General features: G+C 74.1%; 20 protein-coding genes, 2 pseudogenes and 1 riboswitch. Of the genes and pseudogenes, 9 read left to right on the top strand and 13 right to left on the bottom strand.

What is annotated here, in order from left to right:
• The first annotated feature begins 40 nt into the window (after window positions 1–40).
• A pseudogene (locus tag ACIG0D_RS06295) lies at window positions 41–881 on the top strand (serine hydrolase domain-containing protein).
• A 19-nt stretch (window positions 882–900) separates the two neighbouring features.
• Here ACIG0D_RS06295 and ACIG0D_RS06290 read toward each other — a convergent pair.
• Both ACIG0D_RS06290 and ACIG0D_RS06285 read right to left on the bottom strand, forming a co-directional pair.
• Window positions 901–2274, bottom strand: coding sequence for a trypsin-like serine protease (locus tag ACIG0D_RS06290; RefSeq protein ID WP_399796622.1), 1374 nt, complete (start codon window positions 2272–2274; stop codon window positions 901–903).
• A gap of 148 nt (window positions 2275–2422) precedes the next feature.
• On the bottom strand, window positions 2423–4087 hold the full coding sequence (locus ACIG0D_RS06285; protein WP_399796621.1) for an alkaline phosphatase D family protein: 1665 nt from the start codon (window positions 4085–4087) through the stop codon (window positions 2423–2425).
• Window positions 4088–4263: 176 nt separating this feature from the next.
• Between ACIG0D_RS06285 and ACIG0D_RS06280 the strand changes: the two genes are divergently transcribed.
• From ACIG0D_RS06280 to ACIG0D_RS06250, 7 genes are all read left to right on the top strand, one after another.
• Window positions 4264–5850, top strand: coding sequence for an ABC transporter substrate-binding protein (locus ACIG0D_RS06280; protein ID WP_399796619.1), 1587 nt, complete (start codon window positions 4264–4266; stop codon window positions 5848–5850).
• A gap of 20 nt (window positions 5851–5870) precedes the next feature.
• The gene (locus tag ACIG0D_RS06275; protein WP_399797071.1) at window positions 5871–6839 is read left to right on the top strand and encodes an ABC transporter permease; all 969 of its coding nucleotides are present in this window, start codon (window positions 5871–5873) and stop codon (window positions 6837–6839) included.
• Window positions 6829–7734: an ABC transporter permease gene (locus ACIG0D_RS06270; protein WP_399796618.1), complete on the top strand. Its 906-nt coding sequence runs from the start codon at window positions 6829–6831 to the stop codon at window positions 7732–7734. The genes ACIG0D_RS06275 and ACIG0D_RS06270 overlap by 11 nt, the downstream gene beginning before the upstream one ends.
• A gap of 56 nt (window positions 7735–7790) precedes the next feature.
• Window positions 7791–8717, top strand: a complete 927-nt coding sequence (locus ACIG0D_RS06265) for an ABC transporter ATP-binding protein (protein WP_399797069.1) — start codon at window positions 7791–7793, stop codon at window positions 8715–8717.
• A 43-nt stretch (window positions 8718–8760) separates the two neighbouring features.
• Window positions 8761–9420, top strand: a complete 660-nt coding sequence (locus ACIG0D_RS06260; protein WP_399797067.1) for an ABC transporter ATP-binding protein — start codon at window positions 8761–8763, stop codon at window positions 9418–9420.
• A 282-nt stretch (window positions 9421–9702) separates the two neighbouring features.
• Window positions 9703–10401, top strand: coding sequence for a hypothetical protein (locus ACIG0D_RS06255; protein WP_399796616.1), 699 nt, complete (start codon window positions 9703–9705; stop codon window positions 10399–10401).
• Between the two features lie 60 nt (window positions 10402–10461).
• Window positions 10462–12906, top strand: coding sequence for a WD40/YVTN/BNR-like repeat-containing protein (locus ACIG0D_RS06250; protein ID WP_399796614.1), 2445 nt, complete (start codon window positions 10462–10464; stop codon window positions 12904–12906).
• A gap of 39 nt (window positions 12907–12945) precedes the next feature.
• Here the strand turns inward: ACIG0D_RS06250 and ACIG0D_RS06245 are convergent, their stop codons facing one another.
• The 11 genes and pseudogenes from ACIG0D_RS06245 to ACIG0D_RS06195 form a co-directional block, all read right to left on the bottom strand.
• Complete coding sequence (locus tag ACIG0D_RS06245) at window positions 12946–13800, bottom strand: energy-coupling factor ABC transporter ATP-binding protein (RefSeq protein WP_399796612.1); 855 nt, start codon at window positions 13798–13800, stop codon at window positions 12946–12948.
• Window positions 13797–14558: a cobalt ECF transporter T component CbiQ gene (gene cbiQ, locus ACIG0D_RS06240; RefSeq protein ID WP_365761514.1), complete on the bottom strand. Its 762-nt coding sequence runs from the start codon at window positions 14556–14558 to the stop codon at window positions 13797–13799. Before cbiQ ends, ACIG0D_RS06245 begins: the two co-directional genes overlap by 4 nt.
• Window positions 14559–14564: 6 nt before the next feature.
• The gene (locus ACIG0D_RS06235; protein ID WP_399796610.1) at window positions 14565–14972 is read right to left on the bottom strand and encodes an energy-coupling factor ABC transporter substrate-binding protein; all 408 of its coding nucleotides are present in this window, start codon (window positions 14970–14972) and stop codon (window positions 14565–14567) included.
• Window positions 14969–15679, bottom strand: a complete 711-nt coding sequence (locus ACIG0D_RS06230; RefSeq protein WP_399796608.1) for an energy-coupling factor ABC transporter permease — start codon at window positions 15677–15679, stop codon at window positions 14969–14971. Before ACIG0D_RS06230 ends, ACIG0D_RS06235 begins: the two co-directional genes overlap by 4 nt.
• Before the next feature lie 30 nt (window positions 15680–15709).
• A riboswitch (cobalamin riboswitch) is annotated at window positions 15710–15895 on the bottom strand.
• 223 nt (window positions 15896–16118) lie between these two features.
• Window positions 16119–17207, bottom strand: coding sequence for a glycerophosphodiester phosphodiesterase family protein (locus tag ACIG0D_RS06225; RefSeq protein WP_399796606.1), 1089 nt, complete (start codon window positions 17205–17207; stop codon window positions 16119–16121).
• Window positions 17208–17321: 114 nt separating this feature from the next.
• Window positions 17322–18020, bottom strand: a complete 699-nt coding sequence (locus ACIG0D_RS06220; protein ID WP_399796605.1) for a GntR family transcriptional regulator — start codon at window positions 18018–18020, stop codon at window positions 17322–17324.
• Between the two features lie 67 nt (window positions 18021–18087).
• Complete coding sequence (locus ACIG0D_RS06215; RefSeq protein ID WP_399796603.1) at window positions 18088–19089, bottom strand: proline racemase family protein; 1002 nt, start codon at window positions 19087–19089, stop codon at window positions 18088–18090.
• Between the two features lie 250 nt (window positions 19090–19339).
• Complete coding sequence (locus ACIG0D_RS06210) at window positions 19340–20281, bottom strand: dihydrodipicolinate synthase family protein (protein ID WP_399796602.1); 942 nt, start codon at window positions 20279–20281, stop codon at window positions 19340–19342.
• Between the two features lie 97 nt (window positions 20282–20378).
• Window positions 20379–21950 (bottom strand): FAD-dependent oxidoreductase, encoded by a 1572-nt coding sequence (locus tag ACIG0D_RS06205; RefSeq protein WP_399796600.1) that lies wholly within the window; start codon window positions 21948–21950, stop codon window positions 20379–20381.
• A gap of 61 nt (window positions 21951–22011) precedes the next feature.
• Window positions 22012–22344: pseudogene (locus tag ACIG0D_RS06200) on the bottom strand ((2Fe-2S)-binding protein); the annotation flags it as partial.
• The gene (locus tag ACIG0D_RS06195) at window positions 22341–23498 is read right to left on the bottom strand and encodes an NAD(P)/FAD-dependent oxidoreductase (RefSeq protein ID WP_399796598.1); all 1158 of its coding nucleotides are present in this window, start codon (window positions 23496–23498) and stop codon (window positions 22341–22343) included. The pseudogene ACIG0D_RS06200 and the gene ACIG0D_RS06195, both read right to left, overlap by 4 nt.
• 86 nt (window positions 23499–23584) lie before the next feature.
• Between ACIG0D_RS06195 and ACIG0D_RS06190 the strand changes: the two genes are divergently transcribed.
• Window positions 23585–24292, top strand: a complete 708-nt coding sequence (locus ACIG0D_RS06190) for a DNA polymerase beta superfamily protein (RefSeq protein WP_399796596.1) — start codon at window positions 23585–23587, stop codon at window positions 24290–24292.
• The last annotated feature ends 147 nt before the right edge of the window (window positions 24293–24439 follow it).

Here is a 24439-nt window from a genome sequence, read left to right as displayed (position 1 = left end):
GAACACGACGACACGAGCGGGCCGAGCGTGCCCTGGCCGGGTGAACCCGGTGAACCCGGTGAACCCGACGACCCCGGTGCCACTCGCCCAGCTCATCCGACGCGGCGTGCTGACCGGCGGGGAACCGGCCGCCACCTGCCTCGATCCGGGCCGGGACCCCGGCGCGCATCCGGTGACGCTCGCGCACCAGATCACCCACACCTCCGGGCTGCCGAAGCTGCCGGGCGACTTCTACGTGCGCTGCCTGCCCGCCCGGCGCACCAACCCCTACGCCCGCTACCCCGCCGACCGGGTCACCGACGCCTTCCTGCGTCACCGGCCGCGCCACCGGCCCGGCACCAGGTGGCGGTACTCCAACTTCGGGGTCGCCGTCCTCGGGCACGCCGTCGCGGCGGCGACCGGAACCCCCTGGGAGGACCTGCTCACCGCGCAGGTGCTGCGCCCGCTCGGCATGCACGGCACCGCGCTGCGCGCCGAGGACCCCGAAGACCGACGCCACCGGGCACCGCCAGGACGGCCGTACGCCCGTGCCCGCGTTCGACGCCGGGGGCTTCGAGGCGGCGGGCGCGCTCCGCGCCACCCCGCACGATCTGCTGACCTTCCTCGAAGCCCATCTCGACCCGGTGGGCGCGCTGCGCGCGGTGCGCACGCCGGTGCTCCGCCGCGGGCTGGGGTACCGGCATGCGCACACCGTGGCCTGGTTCCGTCATCCGACGCCGGGCGGGCCGATGTACTTCCACAGCGGCGCCACCCTGGGCCGGCAGGCGTTCCTCGGCTTCCGGCCCGACACCGGCACGGCCGTGGCCGCGGTGTGCAGCCGCCGCTTCCGGCACGGCGACCCGTTCGTCACCACGGCCTACGGGATCCTCGCGGAGCCGTGAGCCGGCAGCGCCCGGCCGGTCACAGCCGCTGCCACAGCGCAGGGGTCGCCTCGGGCGCCCAGGAGCCCTGCGCCTGGTGCCGCTGCAGGCACTGGTAGCGCACGCCGGCGACGGTCACGGTGGCGCCGACCTCGTAGACCCGGCCCGACTTCCACGCGTCCGCCGCCGTGCCGTCCTGCGGCGCGGGCGCGGCCTGCTGCGAGGCCGTCTTCAGGATGAGGGCGAAGTCGCTCAGGATCGGGTTGACCGGCTGGTAGAACGTCGTGCCGCCGTTGGTGCAGTCGCCGCTGCCGCCGGAGGTCACGCCCTGCGCCTGGACGCCCGCTACGTACGGTCCGCCGGAGTCGCCGGGCTCGGCGCACACCGTCGTCTGGGTGAGACCGTCGACGGTGCCCTCGGCGTAGCTGACGCTGACCTCGTGCTGCTCGACGGTTCCGCAGTGCCAGCCGGTGGTCGAGCCCGAGCGGCACACCGACGCCCCGACCAGCGCCTCGACCGAGCCGGCGACCTGCACCTTCTGGTCGCCCTCCGCCTTCACCTCGGGCCTCGCGGTCCAGTCGGCGTTGGCCGCCACCCACGCCATGTCCTTGCCGGGGAACACGGAGGCCTGGAAGGTGCCCTGGTCGGCCTTGTTGAAGCCGGTGGTCTTCGAACCCTGCTTGCCGCAGTGGCCCGCGGTGACGAAGCCCTGCTGCTGGTCCTTGGTGACGGAGAAGCCGATGGAGCAGCGGGCGGCGTTGTCGATGTAGAAGGCGTCACCGCCGGTGATGTTCTCGAACAGCCGCGGCCGGTTGCCCGTCACCCGGATGGCGACCTGCTCCGGACGGAGCCCGGCGGCCAGGACGAACGCGTCCCCGGAGGCCTTGTCCGCGGCCTCCAGCACCACCCGGTTGCCCGGCACGTCGACGTACCACAGCGGGGTGTTGCGGGTGTCGTACAGGATGTCCGTGCTGTCCAGCCGCGCCTTCACGGCCCGCAGGGCGGCCAGGGTGTTCTTGACGACCACGGGCTTCGCGCCCTCGGCCTCGATGGCGGCCACGTCGTCGGCACTGGTGGTCGCGACGGTCAGCTCGGCGGCGACCGGGCCGCGCAGCCAGGCGCCGGCGAACCGCTCGCCGAGCGCGTTGCGCAGCCGGCCCGCCCGCGTCCCGGCCTCCGCCTCGTTCACCAGCCGCTCCCGCGCCTGCGCCGCCGTCAGCTTCAGGTCGCGCTCCAGTGCGAGGAGCAACTGCTGTGACGGCTTGTCCGCGCCGAGCGTCTGGGCCGCCGTGGCGGTGGACCCGGCGGAGGGCTCCGGATCGGCCGCCTCGGCCGAGGGGATCGCGCCGAGGACGAGCGCGCCGAGCACGGTGAGGGCGGCCCCGTGCCGGGCAACGGTGTGTCTGTGGGCCATACGAGCTGTCTCCTTCGCTCCTGGGGAAGCTGCCGTGAGGCCATAGGCCTTGCCCGGGCGGCCCCAGGGGATGTCGCCGACGGCTCGCTTTCGCGCTTTTGGTGACGCGGCGGCACGCCATGTGCAGTACGCGGCGGAGCCCGCCCGCTCACCCGGGCTTCAGTCCGGGCTGCCCCACCTCGGTGACGAAGGACGCGGAGGTCGTGACGGGCGCCCCGGGTGTGGACACGGCCGGGACGGTGCGGAAGTCGGCTTGCGCCCGGGCCCGGTTCAGATGCACCCGGAGGTAGCCGCGCCTGCCGTCGTAGAACCGCATGTGCGGGTTGGCCCGCAGATGCGACTCCCAGTTGGGCAGCCTGGCGGCGCCGTCCTTGCCGCTGGTGATGGAGGTGCAGGCGAGTTCCGTGCCGAGGGTGCGGGACTGCGGGTCGTCGAAGTCGTCCTTGATGTCGAGGGCGTAGCTCACATGCACGTCACCCGTGAGCACGAGCCAGTTGGCGAGCCCGGCGTCCTTCGCCCCGGCGACGACCCGGTTGCGGGAGGCGCGGTAGCCGTCCCAGGCGTCCATGGAGATCTTCGGCGGATCGGTCACGTCGAAGTTGCGCCGGCAGAACAGCACCTGCTGGGGCACCACGTTCCACAGCGCGTTCGACGCGTGCCAGCCGTCGATCAGCCAGCGTTCCTGCTCGTCGCCGGTGAGGGTGCGCGCCGGGTCGTCGGACTCGGGGCCCGGGACGTGCGGGCGGTCGCCGTAGGCCTGGTCGGAGCGGTACTGGCGGGTGTCGAGCAGGTCGAACTGGGCGAGGGTGCCCCAGTGGAGCCGCCGGTACAGCCGGGCGTCCGGGCCCTGGGGGAGCTGTGCGGCGCGCAGCGGCTGGTTCTCCCAGTACGCGCGGTAGGCGGCGGCCCGCCGCAGCAGGAACTGCTCGGGCGGGCTGCCGTTCTCGTCGATGGCGCCCGCGTAGTTGTTCTCGGTCTCGTGGTCGTCCCAGGTGACGACGAACGGGTGGGTGGCGTGCGCGGCCCGGAGGTCGGCGTCGGTCTTGTACAGCGCGTACCGCATCCGGTAGTCCGCCAGGGTCATGGTCTCCCGGTCGAAGACGTCCGGGAGGGTGCCGTCGGCGTATCCGCGCTCGCCGCCGGAGGAGTTGACGGCGTACTCGTACAGGTAGTCGCCGAGGTGGAAGACGAGGTCGACGTCCTCGTTCGCCAGGTGCCGGTAGGCGGTGTAGTAGCCGTCGTGGTACGCCTGGCAGGCGACGGCCGCCAGCCGCAGCGACGTGACGGGGGTGCGCGCGGCGGGCGCGGTGTGGGTGCGGCCCACCGGGCTGATCCAGGCGCCGGTGCGGAACCGGTAGTAGTACGGCGTGTTGGGGTTCAGGCCCTTGACGTCGACGTGCACGCTGTGGCCGTACTCCGGGTGGGCCGGGGCGACGCCGTCGCGCACGACGATGGCGAACCACTCGTCCAGGGCGACCTCCCACTGCACGGCGATCCGCTGCTGCCCGAGTCCGCCGTCCGGCTCGTACGGGGCGGGCGCGAGCCGGGTCCACAGCACCACCGAGTCCGGCAGCGGATCGCCGGAGGCGACCCCGAGGGTGAAGGGGTCCTCGGTGATCCGGGCGGCGTCGAGCTGCGGCGCGGCCATCGCGCCGCGGGCCGGCAGGCCGGTGCCGAAGGCGAGGGTGGCGGCCGCCGCGGCGACGGTGAAGAAGCGGCGGCGGGCGAGGTGCGGGACCGCGGCACGCCATACGGCGTCGGTGGGGGCCGAGGGGTGCTCGGGCAGGCCTGTGCGACGGCCTGTGGGCGCCATCTGATGTCCTCTCATCACACGGAGTACGCATGCTAAGCAGACAAAATGCGCAATTCGGGTGCGCCTTGCGGGGGCGTCACACGGGGGACGTACGGACTGGTGCTCGAGTGCCTTCGTGACCTTTAATTGCCAACGCTATGCAACAACGTGAAACAGGCAACAAGGGTGTGAGGTACATGACGGCCCGACGGATACGAGGTGCCGCCGTCACGGCGGCGTTGACCGCCGGGGTCGCCGCCTGTTCGGCACCCGGCGCCGCGACGGACGACGGAAAGGCCGCCGACTCCGTCGTGATCGGCGTGGCCACCGAGCCGGAGACGCTCAGCCCGCTGCTGGGCTACGGCAAGGACGGCAACTCCAAGATCTTCGACGGGCTGCTCGCCCGCGACGCCGGCCTGAAGCTGAAGCCCGCCCTCGCCACCGCGCTGCCGAAGGTCACCGACGGCGGCCGTACCTACACGTACACCCTGCGCCACGGGGTCAAGTTCAGCGACGGCGAACCGCTGACCGCCGACGACGTCGTCTTCACCTACCGGACCGTCCTCGACGCCGAGACCAACAACACCGCCAAGAGCGAGCTGGACGCCGTCGACAGCGTCAAGGCACGCGGCGACGACACCGTCGTCTTCCGCCTCAAGTACCCCTACGCGCCCTTTGCCGCCCGCACGGTGCTGCCCATCGTCCCCGAGCACATCGCCGGCAAGCAGGACCCCAACACCGGCTCCTTCAACACCAGGCCCGTCGGCACCGGACCGTACGTCCTCACCGACTGGCGCAAGGGCGAGAAGCTCACCTTCAAGGCCAACCCCCACTACTGGGGCCCCAAGCCGAAGGTGAGCTCGTTCACCATGGCGGTCGTCGCGGACGACGACGTCCGCGCCACCCGGCTGCGCTCCGGCGACCTCGACGGCGCCGTCCTGCCGCCCAACCTCGCCGCCACCTTCGCCGAGGACGGCGACAAGCGGACGTACGAGGCGAAGTCCTACGACTTCCGGGCCGTCACCCTCCCCACCGGCAACGAGGTCACCGGCGACCGCGCGATCCGGCGGGCCCTCGACGCCGCCGTGGACCGCGAGGCCATGGTCGACAAGATCCTCGACGGCGCCGGCCGCCCCGCGTACGGGCCGCTGCCCGCCGACGACCCCGCGTTCGCCCCTGGCATCGAACGCTCCCGGGACCTCGCCAAGGCCAAGAGGATCCTCGACGAGGCGGGCTGGAAGACCGGCGACGACGGCATCCGCGCCAAGGACGGCCGCCGCGCCTCCTTCACCCTGCTCTACCCCGCCGGCGACAAGGTCCGCCAGGACCACGCCCTCGCCTACGCCTCCGACGCCAAGAAGGCCGGCATCGAGGTGAAGGCGGAGAGCGCCACCTGGGAGGTCATCGAGCCGCGCATGGGCGAGGACGCGGTCCTCGCGGGCTTCGGCAGCGTCGGCGACCCCGACTTCGGCCTCTACACCCTGCTGCACTCCTCCCTCGCCGGCGACGGCTTCAACAACATGGCCCGCTACCGCAACCCGGCCGTGGACAAAGCCCTCGACACCGCCCGCCGCACCCAGGTCCCCGACGAGCGCAAGGCCGCCTACGGCACCGTCCAGCGCGCCCTCGTCGACGACCCCGGATACACCTTCCTCACCCACATCGACCACCTCTACGTGCTCGCCGACCGCTGGGACGGCCTGACCACCCAGCTCGAACCGCACGAGCACGGCTTCGCCAGCGGCCCCTGGTGGAACATCGAGGACTGGCGGCCCAAGCGATGACGACGCCCCCCTGGGGGGCGATGGCACGCCTGGCGGGACGACGGGCCCTGTTCGCGGGGCCCGTCCTCCTCACCGTCACCTTCGGCGTGTTCGCCGTCGCCGCCGCCTCCCCGTTCGACCCCGTCAAGGCCTACGGCGGCACCGCCGCGCTCGGCGCCGACCAGGAGACCCTGGACCGGCTGCGCGCCAACCTCGGCGTGGACCAGCCGTTCTGGGCCCGCTGGTGGGACTGGCTGACCGCCGCCCTCACCGGCGACCTCGGCCACTCCAGCGTGCTGCGCCAGCCGGTCACCCAGGTCATCGGCGAGCGCCTGGTGTGGTCCGCGCTGCTGTGCGCGGTCGCGTTCGCCGTCGCCGTACTCCTCGGCACCGTGCTCGGCGTCCTCGCCGCCCGCCGCCCCGGCTCCCTCCCGGACCGGGCCGTCACCTTCCTCGCCTACGTGCTGGAGGCCGCCCCGGTCTTCTGGATCGCCCTGCTCGCCGTCTGGCTGTTCGCCCTGCGCTGGGACCTCCTCCCGGCGGGCGGCCTCACCGACACCGGCAGCGCGCACGTCACGTTCGGGCAGGTCGCCCACCATCTGGTGCTGCCCGCCGGGGTGCTCGCCGTCTCCCAGCTGCCCTGGTTCACGCTCTACGTCCGCCAGGGCGTCGGCGACGCCCTCGCCGAGGACCCCGTGCGCGGCGCCCGCGCCCGCGGCCTCGCCGAACGCACCGTGCTGCTCGGGCACGCCCTGCGCTCCGGACTGCTGCCCGTGCTCACCCTGATCGGCTCCCGCGTGCCCGAACTCATCACCGGCGCCCTGCTGGTGGAGAGCGTCTTCAGCTGGCCCGGCATCGCCGCGGCCACCGTCCAGGCGGCCACCGCCGTCGACTTCCCGCTGCTGGCCGCCCTCACCACGCTCGCCACCGCCGCCGTCCTTCTCGGCAACCTGCTCGCCGACCTGCTCTACGGACTGTTCGACCCGAGGGTGAAGCTCAGTGACATGTGACGCACCCGCGCCCGCCGCCGCCGAATCCCCGGCCGGGCGCGTCTGGCGGTCGTACGGCACGAACCGCCGCACCACCCGCACCCTGCGGGTCCGCGTCTCGGCCGCCGTGCTGGCCGCGACCGTCCTCGCCGTGCTGCTCGTCCCGCCCCTGGTCCAGCTCGACCAGCAGGCCGTCGACCTCGCCGCCGAACTCCAGGCCCCCTCCTGGCAGCACCCGTTCGGCACCGACGACGTCGGCCGCGACCTGCTGCTGCGCTGCGTCTACGGGCTGCGGGTCTCGCTGCTCGTCGGCGTGGCGGCGGCACTCACCGCGACCGTCATCGGCACCGCCGTCGGCGCCACCGCCGGAGCGCTCGGCGGCTGGGCCGACCGCGCCGTCATGCGCATCGTCGACACCGTCTCCTCCGTGCCGCACCTGCTGCTCGGCATCTTCATCGTCGCCATGTTCCGGCCCGGCGTCTGGCCGGTCGTGGTGTCGGTGGCGCTCACCCACTGGCTGTCGACCGCGCGGATCGTGCGCGCCGAGGTGCTGTCGCTGCGCTCCCGTCCCTTCGTCGACGCCGCCGTCAGCGGGGGAGCGTCCCGGTGGCGGGTGACCGTACGGCACCTGCTGCCCGCCGTGCTGCCGCAGGCCGCGCTCGCCGCCGTGCTGATGGTGCCGCACGCCATGTGGCACGAGTCCGCGCTGTCCTTCCTCGGCCTCGGCCTGCCCGCCCACACCGCGAGCCTCGGCAACCTCGTCCAGAGCGCCCGCGGCTCCCTGCTCGCCGGACAGTGGTGGCCCACCGTCTTCCCCGGCCTGTTCCTCATCCTGCCCACCCTCGCCATCGCCGGACTCGCCGGCGCCTGGCGGGAGCGGATCAACCCCCGCCGCCGATCGGAGCTGATGCTGTGACCGAGCGTGCCCCCGCCCCCGTGCTGTCGGTGCGCGGTCTGTCGGTGCGTTTCCTGATGCCCGCGGGACGCCGGATCGCCGCCGTCACCGACGCCCACGTCGACGTGGCGCCCGGCGAGTGCCTCGCCCTGATCGGCGAGAGCGGCTGCGGCAAGTCCGTGCTGGCCTCCGCCCTCCTCGGCCTGCTGCCCGGCAACGCCCAGACCGCCGGGCAGGCCCTCCTCGGCGGCCTCGACCTGCTCGCCGCCGACGAGCGGACCCTCGCCCGCACCGTGCGGGGCCGCCTCGTCGGCCTCGTCCCGCAGAGTCCCGCCGCGCACCTCACCCCGGTGCGCACCATCCGCTCCCAGCTGGAGGAGACGATCGCCGCGCTCACGCCCGTGCGCGGCCGGGACGCCCTGCGCTCCGCCGCCGAACGGGCCGCCGAACGCGCCGCGTTCCCCGCCGGCCACCTCGACCGCCACCCGCACGAGCTCTCCGGCGGGCTCGCCCAGCGCGCCGCCACCGCGCTCGCCCTCGTCGGCGACGCCCCGCTGCTGCTCGCCGACGAACCGACCACCGGGCTCGACCGCGACCTGGTGGACCGCACCGTCGACGAACTGCGGCGACACGTGGACGAGAAGGCCGCCGACGGCACCGGCCGCGCGCTGCTGATGATCACCCACGACCTGGCTGCCGCGGAGCGCATCGCCGACCGGGTCGCCGTGATGTACGCGGGCCGCATCGTCGAACTCGCCGACGCCGCCGCCTTCTTCGGCGCGCCCGGGCCCCGCCACCCCTACAGCCGCGGCCTCCTCGACGCCCTCCCCGACCGCGCGTTCACCCCCATCCCCGGCCTGCCCCCGGAACTCGGCGCCCTCCCCGACGGCTGCGCCTTCGCCGCCCGCTGCACCCGCGCCAGCGACCTCTGCGCCACCCGGCCGCCGACGGCCGGCACCGTCGCCTGCCACCACCCGTACGCCGTGGAGGACGCCCGTGTCTGACCCCCGCTCCCGCGCGGCCCCGAGTGCCGCCCCGAGGAACCCCGTGCTCGAACTGCGCGCCATCAGCGCCGGATACGACCGCCGCGCCCCCGTCGTCCGGAACGTCTCGCTGACCATCGCACCCGGGGAGGCCGTCGGGCTCCTCGGGCCCAGCGGCTGCGGCAAGTCCACCCTCGCCCGGGTCGCCGCGCTGCTGCACCGCCCCGACGCGGGCACCGTCGTGCTCGACGGCACCCCCGTGCGTGGATGGCGGCACCGCGCGCCCCGCGAACAGCGCACCGCCTTCGGCGTCGTCTTCCAGCAGCCGCGGCTTGCCGCCGACCCCCGGCTGCGGCTGGCCGACCTGATCGCCGAGCCTTTGCGCGCCACCGGCCGCCGCGCCCAGGTCCCCGAGCGGGTCGCCGAACTCGCCGCCACCGTCGGCCTGACCGCGGACCTGCTGACCCGGCGCCCGCACGAGGTCAGCGACGGCCAGCTGCAACGCGCCTGCCTCGCCCGCGCCCTGGTGCTGCGCCCGCGCCTGCTGGTGTGCGACGAGATGACCGCGATGCTCGACGCCTCCACCACCGCCGCCCTGGTCGCCGTCGTGGAGGACTACCGGGCCGCCACCGGCGCCGGACTGCTCGCCGTCGGTCACGACCACGTCCTGCTGCGCCGCTGGTGCGACCGGACCGTCCACTGGGACGAGCTGACGGCGGGCTGAACCTCATCGGGCCCCTCCATCACGAGCACCGGCGATTCGGCCAACTCGGGTACGGCGCCCGACCCGAGCGGGGCCCGCCGCGAGATGCGGCGCTCTCCCCGCGGGCGCACCATGGAGGAAGGAGACCCGCGCGGCCGGGCGACGGCGGGCGGCGGGGGTCTCACCTCGCACGTCTCCCGTGGAGACGCCCATGTCGCAGCTCATCCGCACCTCGCACGGGCCGGGCCAAGCGGCCCGGCGGGCGCCCTTCCCGCGGCGGAGCCGCCGCCGGGACGGCCCGACGTGACCAGGCTGTTCCCGCGCGGCGTGGCCGACGCGCCCGGCCTGCGGGCCGTGGTGCACGACCGCCACGGCACACTGACCGCGCTCGACCCGAGGACCGGGCGGGTCGCATGGCGCGCGGGACACCGGCTGCGGCCCTGCGCGCTCGTCGGCCGGACGGTCGTCGCGGTCCGGATCGGCGCCCCCGGCGAGCAGGACGTCCCGCTCGTCGTCGTCCTGCTCGACGCGCGGGACGGCGACGAGCGCTGGACCTCGCAGCCCCTCCCGCTGCCCCCGTGGGCGCGCCCCGCCCTGGACGACACCGACGAGTTCACCCTCGCCGCCGACGACGGCGACGACCACGTCGTCCTGCACTGGACCGCCCGCACCTCCTACCGGGGCGGCGCCGCGCCCGGCCCCGGACGGCTCGCCGCCGCACGGCGCGAGGCGAGCGGCGCCGTCCGCGTCGACCTGGCCGGCCGGCCCGCCGTGACCCCGCTGCCCGAGCCGCCGCCCCGGCCCGCCTTCGCCGGCTTCGCCCAGCGCACCGCCGCCACCGCCCGCGTCGGCGACCTCACCGTCGAACTCGCCGTACGCCCCGGCCCGGCCTCCGGCACCGACATCGTGCTGCGCGGACTCGACCCCCACACGGAGGTCCCCGTGTGGGAGCTGGTCCTCGACGAGACACCCCCGCCCCGCGCGCCCCCGCTCCGGCCCTGACCTGCGCGCCCCCGCTCCGGCCCTGACCTGCACGCACCCCGCCATCCCGAGGACGACACCATGACCATCTCCGACGAAGACCTCGCCCACGCCAAACGCATCAGCGTCGAACAGGTCGCCCTCCTCAGGATGTCCCGGGGCTGCACCAACGAGACCCTCGAAGGGCTCCCCGAGGCGTCGGTGCACCGGGCCCTGCGCCGGCTGGAGTACCCCGACCTGCCCACCGCCCGCGGCATGTTCCGGCTCGCCCAGGAACGCGGCGACGACGGGCAGGTGCCGGCGCACGCCCTCACCGGCGCCCTGGATCAGCTGCACGCCGCCCTCGAGGCCGACCGGCCGGCCCGGTTCACCGCCGGGGTGCCGACCGGCCTGGCCGACGCGGAGGGACGGACGGGACCCTCACCCACGGCCGGTATGTCGCTCACCGCCTGGGACTGGCTCGGCCCCGGCAACATCGGCGGACGCACCCGCGGCCTGGTGATCGACCCGGAGCGACCGGACCGCATGTGGGCCGCCAGCGCCGGCGGCGGCGTCTGGCACACCGAGGACGGCGGCGGCGAATGGCAGCCCGTCGACGACTTCCTCGGCAATCTCGCCTGCGCCTGCATCGCCCAGGACCCCGCCCGCCCCGCCACCCTCTACGTCGGCACCGGCGAGGGCTTCTCCAACGGCGACGCGCTGCGCGGCAACGGCCTGTTCACCACCACCGACACCGTCACCTGGGCACCCGTCGACGCCACCCAGACCCCCGACTTCCGCTTCGTCAGCCGGATCGCCGTGTCCTCCACCGGCGAGGTGCTGCTGGCCGCCACGAACAGCGGCGTCTTCCGCAGCGCCGACCCGGGCCGCGCCACCTGGACGCCGGTGCTCACCGGAGTCGCCGTCGCGGACGTCAAGTTCCACCCGGCCGACGACCGCCTGGCCGTCGCCGGATCCATGCGGGCCGGCGAGGCCTGGTTCAGCCGTGACGGCGGCCGCACCTGGGTCACGGCGGGCCGCGGCCCGTGGGAGGGCCGCGTCGAACTGGCCTACGCCGCCGCCGACCCGGGCACGGTGTACGCCTCGGTCGAGATGTCCCGCGGCGGCCAGATCTGGCGTTCGACGGACGGCGGCGAGACGTACGAGCCCCGCAAGACCCGCGACCCGGCCGGGCGCACCGCCGCCTACCTCGGCGACCAGGGCTGGTACGACAACGCGATCTGGGCCGGCGACCCCACCGACGCGGACCTGGTCCTCGTCGGCGGCATCGATCTGTGGCGCAGCACGGACGGCGGCGACAGCGTCGCCGAGATCAGCACCTGGTGGGAGCCCCGCTCGGTGCACGCCGACCACCACGCCATCGTCTCCCACCCCGGCTACGACGGCCGCACCAACCGCACGGTGTTCTTCGGCAACGACGGCGGCGTCTTCAAGGCCGACGACCTGTTCGCCGTAGGCACCGAGGACGAGCCCCCCTTCGTGCGCGGCTGGACCGAATTGGTCAACAACTACGGCGCCACCCAGTTCTACGGCGGCGCGGGCCACACCGCCGGCGGGAAGATCATCGGCGGTGCCCAGGACAACGGCACCCTGGTCTTCGACCCCGCGCTCGGCACCGAGCGGTGGCGGGAGTTCTTCGGCGGCGACGGCGGCTGGTGCGCGGCCGATCCGGACGACGAGAACGTCTTCTACGGCGAGTACGTCTTCCTCAACATCCATCGCTCCACCGACGGGGGCGCCACCGACGACACCCGCGGCGACCGCTACATCAGCGGCCAGTTCTTCAACCCGGTGGTGCGGGACTGGGACTGGAAGCCGGTTCCCTTCCGCATCCCCGACGCCAAGAACCGGCAGGCCGAGTTCATCGCTCCCTTCGTGATGGACCCGAACAACCCGCAGCGGCTGCTGGCCGGCGGCCGGTCCCTGTGGGTGACGGACGACGCGAAGACCCGCAACACCCCCGGCTCCGGTCCGAGATGGCGGGCGATCAAGGGCAACGCGGGCTCCCTCATCACCGCCCTCGCGGTCTCCCCGCGCGACTCCGACGTCATCTGGGTGGGCCACGAGGACGGCCTGGTCTTCCGCACCACCGAGGGCACGAACACCGCCCCCGCCTGGGACCGGGTCGGCGCGACCGGCGCCCGCCGCCTGGAGCCGCGCCGCTACTGCACCGGGCTCACCGCGCATCCCGACGACCCCGACACCGTGTACGCGACGTTCGGCGGCTTCGAACCCGGCAACCTGTGGGTCACCCGGGACGGCGGCGCCGAGTGGACCGACCTGGCCGGCGGCCTGCCCGCCGTGCCCGTCCGGGCCCTCGCCGTGCACCCGGGGCGCCCCGGATTCCTCTACTGCGGCACCGAGATCGGCCTGTTCGCCAGCGAGGACGAGGGCGCCACCTGGTCACCGACGAACGAGGGACCCACCAACTGCTCCGTCGACGACCTGTTCTGGATGGACCGCACGCTGGTCTGCGTCACGCACGGGCGCGGCATGTTCCGCATCGACTTGTCGGACGTGGCGTGACTGCCGGCTGTCGTCTCAGCAGCCGTCTCAGCTGTCGTCTCAGCTTTCGGCGGTGGTGCCCGTGGTGGCGAACGCGGCCAGGTCCTCCGCCGTGCGCGGGCCGTCCGCCGGGTCGGGCAGCAGGCCCCGCGCGTGCAGCAGCCGGGCCGCCGCGACACCCCACGGCAGTCGCAGACCCGCCTGCTCCAGCAGGTCCGCGCGGGCGAGGAGTTCGGGTGCCGGACCGGTCCGCACGCCCGCCGGGGTGAGCAGGGCCGCGTCGTCGGCCCAGCGCAGCGCCAGGTCCACGTCGTGGGTGGCCATCACCACCGTGGTACCGCTCGCCCGCAGCCCGTCGAGGGTGGCCAGCAGCCGCTCCTGGCCGTCCGGGTCGAGCCCGGCGGTCGGCTCGTCGAGGATCAGCACCCGGGGCCGCATCGCGACCGCGCCCGCGATCGCGGTCCGCTTGCGCTGCCCGTACGACAGCAGATGGGTGGGCCGGTCGGCCAGCGCGGCGATGTCCAGCGCGGCCAGCGCCTCCGCGACCCGCGCCCGCACCTCCGGGTCGGGCAGGCCCAGGTTGAGCGGCCCGAACGACACGTCCTGCGCGACGGACGCCGCGAACAGCTGGTCGTCCGGGTCCTGCACCACCAGCTGGACGGTCGTCCGCAGCCGGGTCAGCCCCTTGCGGTCGTAGCGCACCGGCGTGCCCTCGACCGCCAACTCGCCCTCGCGCGGGCGCAGCCCTCCGCTGAGCAGCCGCATCAGCGTCGTCTTGCCGCTGCCGTTGCGGCCCAGCAGCGCCAGCGCGCGCCCCGCGCGCACCTCGAAGTCCAGCGCGCTGAGCACGGCGGGGCCGTCCTCGTACGCGAACGAAGCGCCCCGCAGGGCGACCAGGACGGCGGCCTCGCTCATGTCAGCGTGCCCTTCCCGTACGCATCCAGTACGAACGTGAGCGCGACCAGCGCCGCCAGCAGGGCGCAGCTCGCGGCGGTGAAACGGACGGAGATCCGGGCCTCGGGGACCAGGACCCGCAGGGTGCCGTCGTAGCCGCGCCCGGCGAGCCCGGCCTGGAGCCGCGTGGCCCGGTCGAAGGCGCGGACGAACGCGGTGGCGCCCAGCCCGCCCAGCGAACGCCAGGTCGCGGCCCGCGTGGTGTGCCCCAGCCGGGCGGCCTGCGCGTCCCGGATCAGCCGCACCGAGTCCAGCAGCAGAAAGCTCATCCGGTACGTCACCAGCGCGACGTCGACGACCGGCGCGGGCACTCCGGCCCGCACCAGCCGGGGCAGCAGATCGGACATCGGCGTGGTGAAGGCGAACAGCAGCACCCCGAGGGAGGCGGCCGAGGTGCGCAGCAGCAGCTCCCCGGCCCGCACCGCGCCACCGGGGGCGAGCGCGACGAACCCCCCGGGCCCGCCGACCTGGACCAGCAGCGTCGCCGCGCCGGTCACACAGAACCCGAGCGGCACCCGGTACGCCCGCCACAGCCGCCGCCCGGGCACCCCGGCCGGGCCGAGCAGCACGACCAGCGCGGCGAGCAGCACCAGCGCCGCACCCGGCCACGGCGGCAGCGAGATCGCGAGCACCGTCAGACCGAGGCCGAGCACGGCCTTGTCCACGGGGTGACGGCGGCGCCAGCGGCTGCCGTGCGCCGCCGCGTCGATCGGCAGCACGCGCGCTCAGGCCCCGGACTCGCGCTCGGCACCCGCGGCGGCGTCCTGCGGCACCCCGGTGTCCTGCGGCACCCCCGCGTCCTGCGGCACCCCGGCGTCCCGTCGGGCCAGGGCGCGCTGCTCGCCCTGGCGCCGCCCGCGCCGCAGCCCGAAGTAGTACGCGAGGACACCCGCGCCGATCGCCGCCTGCACGGCGAACAGCGCCGACTCGATCTCCCCGGACGGCGGCTCGTACAGCGGCGAGAACCACGGCTCGTAGTCCGGGTCGATCTCGGTGATCGCCGTCTCCGCCTGGGCGTCGGCGCCCGTGAACGGCTCCTTCTCGTCGTCGCCGAGGCCGAGTGCCAGCGGCAGCACGGCGAGCGCGACGACGACGAGCAGCAGCAGAACGTTGATCCTCGTGTTCCTGCTCATCCCGCCACCGCCTCGGTCCCAGCCGGCTTCTCCGCGGCCCGCTTGCCCGCCACCAGCACGCCCAGCCGGGTCAGTTCACCCTTGCTGGACTGCACCAGCAGCCGCATGACCAGCACCGTCAGCAGCCCCTCGCTCACCGCGAGCGGGATCTGCGTGACGGCGAAGATGGCACCGAACTTGCCGAGCGCGCCCAGGAAACCGCTGCCCGGGTCGGGGAAGGCGAGCGCCAGCTGGACGCTGGTGACGCAGTAGGTGGACAGGTCGGCGACGAACGCGCCGAAGAACACGGCGACCATCAGCGGCACGTCACAGCGCCGCAGCAGGCGGTAGACGGCGTATCCGGCCCACGGTCCGGCGATCGCCATCGAGAAGACGTTCGCGCCGAGCGTGGTCAGCCCGCCGTGCGCGAGCAGCAGCGCCTGGAAGAGCAGGGTGATCGTGCCGAGCACCGCCATCGCGGGCGGGCGGAACAGGATCGCGCCCAGACCGGTGCCGGTGGGGTGCGAGCAGCTGCCGGTGACCGAGGGCAGTTTGAGGGCGGACAGGACGAACGTGAAGGCGCCCGAGGCGCCGAGCAGCAGCGTGCTCTCGGGATGCTCACGCACCTCACGGGTCAGGGAACGGACGCCGTGGACGACGAAGGGCGCGGACGCGACGCCCCAGGCGACCGCGTGCGCCGGAGGCAGGAAACCCTCGGCTATGTGCATGGCTCGAACAGACCCTCTCCAGCACCTCGTGGATGGTTGACGCGCCTTGGCCGGTCTCCTGGCTGACGGGTACCACCGCCCGAACTCCGCCTTCCCGGGTCCCGGAGGACCCAGTGGCTGCCCGCGAGGGCCGGAGCCGGACTTCCCGATCACAGTGGCGAGGGCCGCACCGGCATCACACCGGATTTCCCGTTCACCAAGGCGTGGTGACAGTAATGCCAGGCTCGGGGTGGTGACAAGCGCACCCCAGGGGCGCCCGGCGGCACCCTCCGCCCACCGGCGCACGCCCCTGGCGGCCCCGAGGCCCGCCCCGCCCGGCCACAGCACGCCCGCCGCCGCTCACCGCGGCGGCGCCGGTGACCACCGCACCACGACCAGCGTGCTCAACACCACACGGCTGTCTCCCCCGAGGCAGGGGGCGCCGGCCTTCGGGCGGCCGTCAGCCGCGCGGAGGGTACTGCTTGGGCAGCCGCATGCCCCGCTCGGCCATCAGCGCCCGCACCCGGTCCGGACGGTTCGTGATGACGCCGTCCACACCCAGGTCCATCAGCGCGGCCACCGTCGCCGGGTCGTCACAGGTCCACGGGATCACCCTCAGCCCGCGCGCGTGGGCGTCGGCGATCATCGCGCGGTCCGGGTAGAAGCGGAAGCCCGGGTCGCCGATCTTCCCGTTCTGCGGGAAGCCGTAGTTCGGAGACAGGGCCCGCAGGCCGGGGACGGTGGCGGCGGCCCTCACGAAGTCGCCGCCGTAGTCGTCGGCGTCGATCCCGCCCAGCCACGGGGAGGCGCCCTCCTTGCCGACCTGGAGGAAGTCGTGGTTGGTGAGGGCGACCAGCGGCCAGTCGGGCGCGAGCCGGTGCATCACCTTCAGCGCGCCCCAGTCGAACGACTGGATCGTGACCTGCTCCTCGATGCCCGAGGCGCGGATCTCCTCGTACACCCTCCGCACGAACAGCTCCCGCGGCGCGGTCTGTTCCGGCGCGCCCGCCTCGACCTTCGTCTCCACGTTGAGCGTGACCTGCCGCGCCTTGGACCGCTTCACCAGGTCCAGAACGTCCCGCAGCTCGATCATCCGGGCGCCCGGGACGCGCTCCTGCTCGGGATGGCCCGGCAGCTGCCGATAGCCGCAGTCCATCGTCTTGATCTGCGCGAGCGTCAGGTCCTTGACGTACTTGCCGACGTACGGGAACTGCGGGTCGCCGGGCACGACCGGGGCGGTGTCCCGGCACTTCTGGGCGCTGACCTGCCGGTCGTGGGTGACGACGACCCTGCGGTCCCGGGTGACCTGGGTGTCCAGCTCCAGCGTCGACACCCCGAGGCGCAACGCCTTCGCGAACCCCTCCAGGGTGCTCTCGGTGGTCATCCCGAGGCCGCCGCGGTGGGCCTGGAGGTCGAAGTGGGTCTTCGGGGGCGGAACGCCGGGGCCGGTGGTCGCGTGAGCGGGTACGACGGCGGGGGCGAGGGTAATCAGGGCGGGGGCGAGGGTCAGCGCGGCGAGGAAGCGCCTGGTGGAATGTCTGGCGGACATCGAGACCTCACTCGTTCGTCGGAGGGGGCGCCTCTTGGACGCTAGTTCGACCTCGGGCGGGCCAGAAGAGCGGGGGAGTGAGGGGGACGTGAACGCTCGGGGAATCCGAACCGGTCACTCCCGCGCCGCCCATATCCCCCGTACATGCCCCAGATGCCGCGTCATCACCTCGCGCACCGCCGTCTCGTCCCGCGCCAGCAGCGCGTCCAGCAGTTCCAGATGCTCCTCGGCGGACGCGCGCAGCCGCCCCGCCTCCGCGAGGGCGGTCAGGCCGTAGAGCCGGGAGCGCCCGCGCAGGTCGCGGACGACCTCCACGAGGTGAGCGTTGCCCACGAGCGTCAGCAGCTGAAGGTGGAAGCGGGTGTCCGCCTCGACGTAAGCGATGAGGTCACCCGCGGCCGCGGCGGTGACGATCTCGCGGGCGGCCGGGCGCAGCGCCTTCAATGCGGCCGGTGCGGCGGTGCGCGCCAGCTCCGCCACGGTCGGGATCTCGATCAGCGCGCGGATGTGCGTGTACTCGTCGAGCTGCCGCTCCGACACGGCCGTCACCCGGAACCCCTTGTTGGGGACCGTGTCGACCAGCCCCTCCTTCACCAGGTCCAGCAGAGCCTCCCGCACCGGCGTCGCCGAGACACCGAACCGGGCGGCCAGCGCGGGCGCGGAGTACACCTCGCCCGGCCGCAGCTCACCCGCGATCAGCGCGGCCCGCAGGGCGTCACCGACGCGCTCGCGGTAACTGCTGCGTCTGCCGCCGAGCACGGGCAGGTCGGGGTCGGAGGGCGCCGGGGTCGCGGGGGTCGGCCGGGTGGGCATCGGAGGTCTCCAACAAGGCGAGGTCGAAACGGTCGTACGACGCATCAGAGCACGGACCGACGGACGGTCAGAGCACGAATCCCGCCGGGAACGGGTCGGTCGGGTCGAGCAGATACTGGGCGGTGCCGGTGATCCAGGCGCGACCGGTGATGCTGGGCAGCACCGCCGGCGTCCCGGCGACCTCCGTGGTGCCGAGCAGCCGGCCCGTGAACCGCGTACCGATGAACGACTCGTTGACGAACTCGGTGTCCAGGGGCAGTTCGCCGCGCGCGTGCAGCTGGGCCATCCGGGCGCTGGTGCCGGTGCCGCACGGGGAGCGGTCGAACCAGCCGGGGTGGATGGCCATCGCGTGCCGGGAGTGCCGGGCGGTGGAGCCGGGGGCGGCCAGGTACACGTGGTGGCAGCCGCGGATCGACGCGTCCTCCGGGTGCACGGGCTCGTCCTCGGCGTTGACGGCGTCCATCAGCGCGAGTGCTGCCCGCAGCAGGTCGTCCTTGCGGGCCCGGTCGAACGGCAGGCCCAGCTCGGTCAGTGGCAGGATGGCGTAGAAGTTGCCGCCGAACGCCAGGTCGTACGTCACCGTCCGCCCGTCCGGGAGCGTCGCCCGGCGGTCCAGGCCCACGCAGAACGACGGTACGTTCCGCAGCGTCACCGCCCGCGCCGCGCCCTCCTCGACGGCGACGTCCGCGACCACCACCCCCGCCGGGGTGTCCAGACGGATCGTGGTGACCGGCTCGGTCACCTCGACCATGCCGGTCTCCACCAGTACGGTCGCCACCCCGATCGTGCCGTGCCCGCACATCGGCAGATAGCCGGAGACCTCGATGTAGACCACGCCCCAGTCGCAGTCCGGCCGGGTCGGCGGCTGGAGGATCGCGCCGCTCATCGCGGAGTGCCCGCGCGGCTCGTTCATCAGCAACTGCTTGACGTCGTCTCGGTGTTCACGGAACCACAGCCGCCGCTCGTTCATCGTCGCGCCGGGGATCGTGCCGATCCCGCCGGTGATCACGCGGGTGGGCATGCCCTCGGTGTGCGAGTCGACGGCGTGCAGGACGATGCTGCTGCGCATGAGCGGGTCCCTTCTGTGCGGCATGCGTGGGGCGTTGCGGGCGGGTGTGCGGCCAGGGGGTGTCTCGCCGATCATGCCGGGCTCCCGGCGCCTGGCACCGCGCCTCGCCGCGTTGTCGTCGGTCGCCAACTCCCCCACGCTCGGCTGCGCTCGCGCGGGGGCACCCCCATCGCGCTGACTCCCTCCTCCGCCTTGCGATGCACGGCACCAGACGCCGCTCGCTGATCCGGCCTGATCGACGAGACACCCCCTAGCTCAGGCCCGCGGCCAAGGCCTTCTCGGTGGCGGCGCGCACGGTGGCCTCCTGCTCCGGAAGCAGCGGCATCCGCGGCGGCCGTACGGAACCGCCGTACCGGCCGGCGAGGTCCATCGACAGCTTGATCGCCTGCACGAACTCCACCCGGGAGTCCCAGCGCAGCAGCGGGTGCAGCTGCCGGTACAGCGGTGTCGCCGTGGCGAGATCCCCGGCCGTGGCCGCGCGGTACAGCTCGGCGCAGGCGCGGGGAAGCGCGTTCGGATACCCGGCGATCCAGCCCTTGGCGCCCGCGACGGCCAGCTCCAGCAGCACATCGTCCGCCCCGGCCAACAGATCCAGCTCGGGGGCGAGTTCGGCGATCCGGTAAGCTCGCCGGACATCGCCGGAGAACTCCTTCACCCCCTGGATCCAGCCCTCGCCGTGCAGCCGCGCGAGCAGCCCCGGTACGAGATCCACCTTGGTGTCGACCGGGTTGTTGTACGCCACGACCGGCAGCCCGGCCCGCGCGACCTCCGCGTAGTGCGCCAGCACCGAACGCTCGTCGGCCCGGTAGGCGTTGGGCGGCAGCAGCATCACCGCCGCACAGCCCGCCTCGCCCGCCTGCTCGGCCCAGCGCCGGGCCTCCGCCGAGCCGTACGCGGCGACCCCCGGCATCACCCGCTCGCCGCCGACCGCCGCCACCGCCGTCTCCACCACGCGGGCGCGTTCCCGCGGCGTGAGCACCTGGTACTCGCCGAGCGAGCCGTTCGGGACGACGCCGTCGCAGCCGTTCTCCAGCAGCCAGGCGCAGTGTTCGGCGTAGCGGTCGTAGTCGACGGAGAGGTCGGGGGTGAGGGGGAGGGCGGTGGCGACGAGGATGCCGTGCCAGGGGCGGCGGGGGCCGGTGGGGCCGGTGGGGCCGGCCGGGGTGGCGTTCGCGGTGCCATTCGTGGCCATGGGCGGGCCTTTCGATGGGTGAGGGGACATGGCACTGGCTGTTCTGTTGTCGGTGTTGTCGGTGTTGTCGATGTGTCGGTGTATCGATATGAGGGCGTCAGTCGTGGCTGCCGCGATTGCGGTGGTCGCCGTGGTCGCCGTGGTCGCCTTGGTCGACATGCTCGTCGTGCTCGCCGTGGTCGCCTTGGTCGACATGCTCGTCGTGCTCGTCGTGCTCGTCGTGCTCGTCGTGCTCGCCGTGTTCGTCTTGTGTGTCGTTCTCGCTGTGCTCGTCGTGCTCGCCGTCGGCCAGGACGCCGAGCGGTACCGGACGGGCGAACGGCCGTCGCGTGTCGGCCGGTTCGCAGCCGGCGAGCGCGGCCACGCCGGGCGCGCACATCCGGCCCTGGCACCAGCCCATCCCGGCCCGGGTCAGCAGCTTGACGGTGCGCAGGTCGCCCGCGCCGAGCGCGCCGGCGGCCTCCCGGACGGCCCCGGCGGTGACCTCCTCGCAGCGGCACACCACCGTGTCGTCGGGGATCAGCTCAGGCCGGGGCGCGGGCGGGACGTACACCTCGTCGAGCGCGGCGAAGAACCGGCGCAGCCGGGTGCGGGCGCGGTCGGCCGCGGCCCACGCGCGCGGGTCGGGCTCGGCGCCCCGCAGCCGCGCGGCGAGGGAGCGCCCGGCGATGTGCCCTTCGGCGAGGGCCAGGGCCGCACCGCCGATGCCGGTGGCCTCGCCCGCCGCCCACACGCCCGGAACGGTGGTGCGCTGTTCGCCGTCGACCTGGACGGCCTGCCCCGCCAGACGGCAGCCGAGGGTTTCGGCCAGGTCGGTGTGCGGCAGCATGCCGTGGCCCACGGCGAGGGTGTCGCAGGCGATGCGGCGCCGCGTGCCCGGTCGCTCCCGGCCCGCCGGGTCGAGGGCGGCGACCGTCGCGGAGCCGAGCCGCTGCCGCCGGTCCCCGTGGGCGGCGACGACGATGTGACGGAACATCAACTCGGTGCGCCGGCCGAGCAGCCGGACCGCGTATCCCGCGCCCTCGACGAGCTTCGCGGGCTCGGCGGCCAGGGTCCGGGCGTGCCGTAGGAAGGCGACCGGGGCGGCGGACTCGACCAGCGCGGCCACCTCGGCGCCCGCCGTGGCGAGCCCGGTCGCCACCGGCAGCAGCAGCGGTCCGGTGCCCGCCACGACCACCCTGCGCCCGGGCAGGACGAGCCCGCCCTTCAGCATGGCCTGCGCCCCGCCCGCGGTGACCACACCGGGCAGCGTCCAGCCGGGAAACGGCAGCACCCGCTCGTACCCGCCGGTGGCGAGCAGCACGGCGTCCGCGCGCACGGTCACGGACTCCGTCTGCGCCGGTCCCGGCAGCGCGTGCACGGCGAAACCCCGGGACTCCCGTTCGGCGAACCAGACGTGATGGTCGCTCAGATGGGTGATCCAGCCGGCGGCCAGGTGCGCGGCGAGTCCGGCCCGCAGCCGCTCCCAGGTACGCCACTGGTGGTGCAGCCGCTGCGGGGCGCGGGCGCCCAGACCGGGGGCGGGCTGCCGGTAGAACTGCCCGCCCGGCTCCCCGCCGGAGTCGACCAGCAGCACGTGGACGCCCCGGGCGGCTGCCGCGAGCGCCGCGGCCAGGCCCGCCGGACCGGCTCCGATCACGGCCACGGACGGCCGCCGCCGCTCAGCCATCGTGACCCGCCCCCTCCTGCCCCGCCCCCTCCTGCCCCGTCCCCTCTTGCCTTGCTGTCCCTTCCTGCCCCGTCCCCTCCTGGGTGCGGACCTCGATGCCGGGCTCGACCGGGACCAGGCAGGCCCGCTGGTTGGGCCGGCCGTCCACCGTCACCAGACAGTCGAAGCACACGCCGATCCCGCAGAACACGCCCCGCGGGTCGCCGGTGTCCCGCGTGGTGCGCCAGCTGGTGACGCCGGACGACCAGAGCGCGGCGGCGACGGTCTGGCCGGGCAGCGCGGGGAGCGTGCGCCCGTCGAAGGTGAAGGAGAAGGCGGCGCCGGGGCGGGCCCGGGCCAGGCGCGGCGGACTCGTACGGCTCCCGCGACCTGGGCGGCCCCACCGGTGACTCATGCTCTCTCCTCCTCCAGGAAGCGGTCCGGGCGGAACGGCGCGAGGTCGAGTTCCGGCCGCTCACCGGCCAGCAGGCGGGCGATCGACTGCCCCGTGCCGGTGGCCAGCCCGATGCCCGCGCCCTCGTGCCCGCAGGCGTGATAGAGCCCCGGCACCCGGGGATCGGGCCCGATGGCCGGTAGATGATCCGGCAGATACGGCCGGAATCCGACGTAGGTCCGCATCGCCCGGACCTCCGCCAGGAACGGGAAGAGCCGTACGGCGCCCGCCGCCAGCGCCCGGACGGCCGGCAGCGAGACCGAGCGGTCGAAGCCGACGCGTTCCCGGCTCGCCCCGATCAGCACCGGTCCGGCCGCCGTCGACTCCACCACCGGCGAGGTCTGCAGGGCCGCCGAGTCGCTGGCCACGTCGGCCACATAGTCGGCGGCGTACACCTTGTGCCGGACGCGCCGGGGCGGCAGCGGCTCGGTGACCAGGACGAAGCCGCGCCGCGGGAGCACCGGCAGCGAGACGCCCGCCAGCGCGGCGACCTCGCCGCCCCAGGTCCCGGCCGCGTTCACGACGGCCGGGGCGTGCAGCTCACCCCGGTCGGTGCGTACGCCGCGCACCACGCCGCCGGAGGTACGCAGCACCCCCGTGACCGTCGTCCCGGTCAGCAACCTTGCGCCCGAGACACGGACCAGATGCGCGGCGGCCAGAGCGGGCATGACCTGCGCGTCCTCGGGATACAGCACACCGCCCGCAAGCCCGGGCGCCAAGTCCGGCTCCAGCGCACGCAGTTCGTCGGCCCCGACGCTTATTGCCCGCACCCCGGCGGCCTGTTGAGCGGCGGCGAAGTCGTCGAGGGCGGCGAGTTCCGCGGGTCCGGTGGCGACGACCACCCCGCCCTTGGGCTCGTACTCGAACGCCGTACCGAACTCCTCGGCCAGCTCCGCCCACAGGCGACAGGAGTGCAGCGCGAGCAGCAGCTCCGGGCCGGGCGCCTTGTCGGACACCAGGAGGTTGCCCTCACCGGCACCCGTGGTGCCGCCGGCCACCGGGCCACGGTCCACCAGGGCCACATCGAGACCCGAACGGGCCGCGTACAGCGCGCAGGCGGCGCCCACCATGCCGGCGCCCACGACGACGACGTCGTAGCTCGGTTGCTTGGCCACGCCAGTAATATGTCACATGGCGCTCCGCGTGGGGAGAGGGCGAAAAGCGCGTGAGGGAACCGGGGGAGCACTGCATCATGACGCGGATGACCGTGAACAACATCCTGCTGTCCGGCATCGTCGGTTCGACCGCGTACGGACTCGCCCACGAGGACTCCGACGTGGACCGGCTCGGCGTGTTCGCGGCGCCCACCGAGTCCCTGCACGGACTGCACGCGCCGAAGGAGTCCCACGTCTCCACGGCCCCCGACCGCACCCTGCACGAAGCCGCCAAGTGGTGCCGGCTCGCCCTCGCCGGCAACCCGACCGTCATGGAACTCGTCTGGCTGCCCGACGAGTTGTACGAGGTGCGGACCCCGCTCGGCGACGAACTGATAGACATCCGCACCTCACTGCTGAGCGCCCGCCGGGTGCGCGAGGCCTACCTCGGCTACGCCACACAGCAGTTCAGGAAACTCCAGAACCGCTTCGCCGCCGACGAGAACGGCACCCCCGTCCGCAGGCGCTCCGCCAAACACGCCCGCCACCTCAAGCGGCTGTGCCAACAGGGCTACGAGCTGTACACCACCGGCCGGCTGACCATCCGGCTCGAAGACCCCGAGAGCTACCACCGCTTCGGCGAGGAGGTCGCCGCCGACCCCACCGCCGCGCTGCCGCTGCTGCGCCACTACGAGGCCGCCTTCGACCGCACCCGCAGCGTCCTGCCGGAACAGCCGGACGAGCACGCGGCCGAGGCGTGGCTGCGGCGCGTCCGGGCGCACTTCTACACACCGGAGACGGCGGAGACCGGCTGAGACCGGCTGAGACCGGCCGAGAAAAACCCGGTGCTCCGCACGGGGCGCCTTCCCTACACTCGCCGGAGTGATCGCGCACCGTCGACTCGTGGTGGTGCGCCGCGTCTCCACGTGAGGCGTCGTCAGTCGAGTGAGGGGAGCCGGGCC

Origin of the sequence: Streptomyces sp. NPDC052773, from assembly GCF_044547145.1 — a bacterium.
Taxonomy (GTDB): Bacteria; Actinomycetota; Actinomycetes; order Streptomycetales; family Streptomycetaceae; genus Streptomyces.
Note: the sequence above shows the minus strand (reverse complement) of the source record. Positions and strands in the feature narration are given on the sequence as shown.

What these genes read in the sequence shown, in the direction of transcription:
- ACIG0D_RS06225 (WP_399796606.1), bottom strand. Translation starts at nt 17,207, where the DNA reads ATGTCCGCCAGACATTCCACCAGGCGCTTCCTCGCCGCGCTGACCCTC.
- ACIG0D_RS06190 (WP_399796596.1), top strand. Translation starts at nt 23,585, where the DNA reads ATGACCGTGAACAACATCCTGCTGTCCGGCATCGTCGGTTCGACCGCG.
- ACIG0D_RS06265 (WP_399797069.1), top strand. Translation starts at nt 7,791, where the DNA reads ATGCCCGCGGGACGCCGGATCGCCGCCGTCACCGACGCCCACGTCGAC.
- ACIG0D_RS06275 (WP_399797071.1), top strand. Translation starts at nt 5,871, where the DNA reads ATGGCACGCCTGGCGGGACGACGGGCCCTGTTCGCGGGGCCCGTCCTC.
- ACIG0D_RS06280 (WP_399796619.1), top strand. Translation starts at nt 4,264, where the DNA reads ATGACGGCCCGACGGATACGAGGTGCCGCCGTCACGGCGGCGTTGACC.
- ACIG0D_RS06220 (WP_399796605.1), bottom strand. Translation starts at nt 18,020, where the DNA reads ATGCCCACCCGGCCGACCCCCGCGACCCCGGCGCCCTCCGACCCCGAC.
- ACIG0D_RS06235 (WP_399796610.1), bottom strand. Translation starts at nt 14,972, where the DNA reads ATGAGCAGGAACACGAGGATCAACGTTCTGCTGCTGCTCGTCGTCGTC.
- ACIG0D_RS06250 (WP_399796614.1), top strand. Translation starts at nt 10,462, where the DNA reads ATGACCATCTCCGACGAAGACCTCGCCCACGCCAAACGCATCAGCGTC.
- ACIG0D_RS06210 (WP_399796602.1), bottom strand. Translation starts at nt 20,281, where the DNA reads ATGGCCACGAATGGCACCGCGAACGCCACCCCGGCCGGCCCCACCGGC.
- ACIG0D_RS06245 (WP_399796612.1), bottom strand. Translation starts at nt 13,800, where the DNA reads ATGAGCGAGGCCGCCGTCCTGGTCGCCCTGCGGGGCGCTTCGTTCGCG.
- ACIG0D_RS06285 (WP_399796621.1), bottom strand. Translation starts at nt 4,087, where the DNA reads ATGGCGCCCACAGGCCGTCGCACAGGCCTGCCCGAGCACCCCTCGGCC.
- ACIG0D_RS06230 (WP_399796608.1), bottom strand. Translation starts at nt 15,679, where the DNA reads ATGCACATAGCCGAGGGTTTCCTGCCTCCGGCGCACGCGGTCGCCTGG.
- ACIG0D_RS06290 (WP_399796622.1), bottom strand. Translation starts at nt 2,274, where the DNA reads ATGGCCCACAGACACACCGTTGCCCGGCACGGGGCCGCCCTCACCGTG.
- ACIG0D_RS06215 (WP_399796603.1), bottom strand. Translation starts at nt 19,089, where the DNA reads ATGCGCAGCAGCATCGTCCTGCACGCCGTCGACTCGCACACCGAGGGC.
- ACIG0D_RS06205 (WP_399796600.1), bottom strand. Translation starts at nt 21,950, where the DNA reads ATGGCTGAGCGGCGGCGGCCGTCCGTGGCCGTGATCGGAGCCGGTCCG.